The following is a 3,112-nucleotide window of genomic DNA, read 5'->3' as shown; positions in this document are numbered from 1 at the left end:
CTTTTTTTATACTGAATTTATTATAAATTCAGCATTCTCTTTTTTAAACGTTCTAAATCAATCGCACTCGAGCGCACTGTTAATTTAATGTGGCTGTATTCATATTCTTCTTTAACAACACTCATACTCGATCGGATTTCGCCCACGATACCTTTGGCTGTGTACGGTATAACAATCTCTTCTTCAATCATGTCCTCTTGAGCAATGCCAATAATGTATTTGTGCAATTTACTAATATCATCTGGATTACGCGTAGAGGTCATCATCGCATCAGGAAATTCATCCATTAGCGACTGCTGCTGCTCAGTACTTAATTGGTCTGACTTATTCAGTACTAATAATTTTTTGCTGCCTTCCACCCCAACTTCTGCCAGTACTTTATGTACTACTTCAAGTTGTGAGCGAAAAGAAGGATCTGAAGCATCTACAACATACAACAATAACGACGCATCATGTGCCTCAGCGAGCGTTGAATGAAATGAAGCAACCAAATCATGAGGTAATTTTTTAATAAAACCAACCGTATCTGAAACCAATATACGAGGCTGGGTAATCGGATACAGCGCGCGAACAGTGGTATCTAGCGTTGCAAAGAGTTTATTTTCGCCTTCTACATCACTACCTGTAATTGCGCGCATCATTGATGACTTGCCCGCATTGGTATAACCAATTAAAGCCACTGAGAATAGCTCAGAGCGCTGCGTACGTCTGTCCATCATTACATCTTGAACACTAACAAGTTCGCGCTTTAATTCTGCTAACTGATCGCGCACCTTACGGCGATTAAGCTCAAGTGTGGTTTCACCCGCACCTTTACCCATTTGGCGTTCTTTATCACCTGTTGATGTTTCACGCAGTCGTGGCGCTACATAATTAAGGCGAGCAATTTCAACTTGTAATTTTGCAGTTTTAGTACGCGCATGACGGCTAAATATTTCAATGATAATACCGGTGCGATCAAATACTTCCACACCCAGCTGGTTCTCAACATTACGTAGTTGAGAAGGCGTTAAATCACAGTCAAATACCACTACATCAGCACATGCAAAATCAAGTTCGTCTGATGGAATTTCTGAGGATATTTCGGTTAAAGGGTCTTCATCAAGTAAATCATCTTCTTGCTCGTTTTCAACCATCCCTTTATTGCCGGTAAGGTGTGCTATTTCAGCTAGTTTTCCTGAGCCCAGTACATTAACTTTTTGGGTAGAACTTTGCTTTTGCGATTGTGTACCTACTACTTTAAAGCCTAACGTAGTTACCAAACGAGCAAGCTCTGCAAGCGATTCTGTTGCTTCGTCACCTTTAAATTGTGGTGTACTAATAGAAATAAGTAACGCATTAGGAAGTGATGGTTTTGCAGTTAGTTGCATAATTTTTTGTCTTAATGCACCTAAAGTGCAAACCTAATTTTCATTCGAAAGTAACTTGATCCTACGCTGTTATAGCCCAGCTTTATAGGGTTATAGTTCACTAATGGCGTTAATATTTAAAACTAACCATAATATACTCAATTTTATGGCTAGTTTTAAAATCACATTATATTAAAGCCTTATTGTTCAGCTTTAATATTAAACGACACCCTGCTCAATCATTGCATCTGCAACGCGCCTAAAGCCTGCAATGTTAGCGCCTAATAAAAGGTTTCCAGGCTCACCAAATTCTGTAGCGGTGTCGTTAGCGGTAACAAATATATTTTTCATAATTTGTTTTAGCTTTTCATCAACTTCTTCAAAGGTCCAACTTTGCATGCTCGCATTTTGCGCCATTTCTAATTGGCTTGTTGCAACGCCGCCAGCATTGGCGGCCTTACCTGGCCCATACGCAATTTTTGCAGCAATAAAGCAATCAATAGCCTCTTTTGTTGAAGGCATGTTTGCGCCTTCACTTACTAATAAACAACCGCCGGATAATAATGCGTTAGCGTCTGCCTGTGTTAATTCATTTTGTGTGGCGCACGGAAAAGCAGCGGCAGCATTAAAGCGCCAAACAGCGTGCCCATCTTTAGGATAGTCAATTGCAGAAATATAAATAGCATCGGGGTGAGTTTTTTTATATACGCTCAAGCAATCACGCGATTGCTCTTTCAAACATTTAATAAGATTTAAATCTATACCCGATTCATGATACACAGTGCCACGAGAGTCGCTGCAACTTACTGGTGTTGCCCCCATTTGATAAAGCTTTTCCATAGCATAAATAGCAACATTACCTGCGCCCGAGACCAAGCAGCGCTTACCTTGTAGGCTATCGCCGCGCGCTTGCAGCATGTAGTCAGCAAAATAAACAGCGCCGTATCCAGTGGCTTCTTTTCGTACAAGCGATCCACCCCACAATAAGCTTTTACCTGTTAAAACACCTTCATAGCGCCCAGTCAAACGCTTATATTGACCAAACAAGTAACCTATTTCTCTTGCCCCTACTCCAATGTCTCCAGCGGGTACGTCGGTTGTAGGACCAATATGGCGATAGAGCTCGCTCATAAATGATTGGCAAAAACGCATTATTTCAGCATCTGAGCGCCCTTTGGGATCAAAGTTTGCCCCGCCTTTACCACCACCGATCGGTAAACCTGTTAAAGCATTTTTAAATATTTGCTCAAATCCTAAAAACTTAATTATGCTGGCATTCACACTTGGGTGAAAACGTAAGCCACCTTTATAGGGGCCAAGTGCAGAGTTAAACTCAATTCTGTAGCCTTTATTTACCTGAATATTGCCTTCGTCATCAACCCAGGGAACTCTAAACATAATTTGGCGTTCGGGCTCAACTAAGCGTTGTATAATGGCATTTTTTTTGTATTTTTCTGAGTTTTCTAAGATAGGTTCGAGTGATTCAAGTACTTCTTCAACAGCTTGATAAAACTCGCATTGTGCAGGACTACTATTTTTTAATTGTGCGATTGTGCTATGGATATAATTCATAATTATTCTTCCGTGTTAATAATAAAAGTATTTATCAGATGTTAAAGTAAACGTGATCAAGTTTATGATTCATGCTTTAATGTCTTAATTTAATATAATTAACTATTACCTTAGCATGAAAAATTGAGATGTTTAACGCGAGCTACGTGAATTATTTTTGATTGGAAGTTTGATTTTTATTTATTAAAGAT

General features: G+C 39.5%; 2 protein-coding genes. Both read right to left on the bottom strand.

Annotated elements, in window-relative coordinates:
* Window positions 1-20 precede the first annotated feature (20 nt).
* Window positions 21-1,370: a GTPase HflX gene (hflX, locus tag GQR46_RS18140; protein ID WP_101217307.1), complete on the bottom strand. Its 1,350-nt coding sequence runs from the start codon at window positions 1,368-1,370 to the stop codon at window positions 21-23.
* Between the two features lie 198 nt (window positions 1,371-1,568).
* Window positions 1,569-2,921, bottom strand: coding sequence for an NADP-specific glutamate dehydrogenase (gdhA, locus tag GQR46_RS18135; protein WP_165741898.1), 1,353 nt, complete (start codon window positions 2,919-2,921; stop codon window positions 1,569-1,571).
* Window positions 2,922-3,112: the final 191 nt, after the last annotated feature.

It is taken from the genome of Pseudoalteromonas sp. Z1A6, assembly GCF_011378745.1.
GTDB classification, from domain to species: Bacteria; Pseudomonadota; Gammaproteobacteria; order Enterobacterales; family Alteromonadaceae; genus Pseudoalteromonas; species Pseudoalteromonas arctica.
This window is presented reverse-complemented; position numbering and strand designations above follow the sequence as displayed.

Excerpts from the sequence above, each read along its gene's own strand:
- gdhA (WP_165741898.1), bottom strand. The coding sequence starts at position 2,921 with ATGAATTATATCCATAGCACAATCGCACAATTAAAAAATAGTAGTCCT.
- hflX (WP_101217307.1), bottom strand. The coding sequence starts at position 1,370 with ATGCAACTAACTGCAAAACCATCACTTCCTAATGCGTTACTTATTTCT.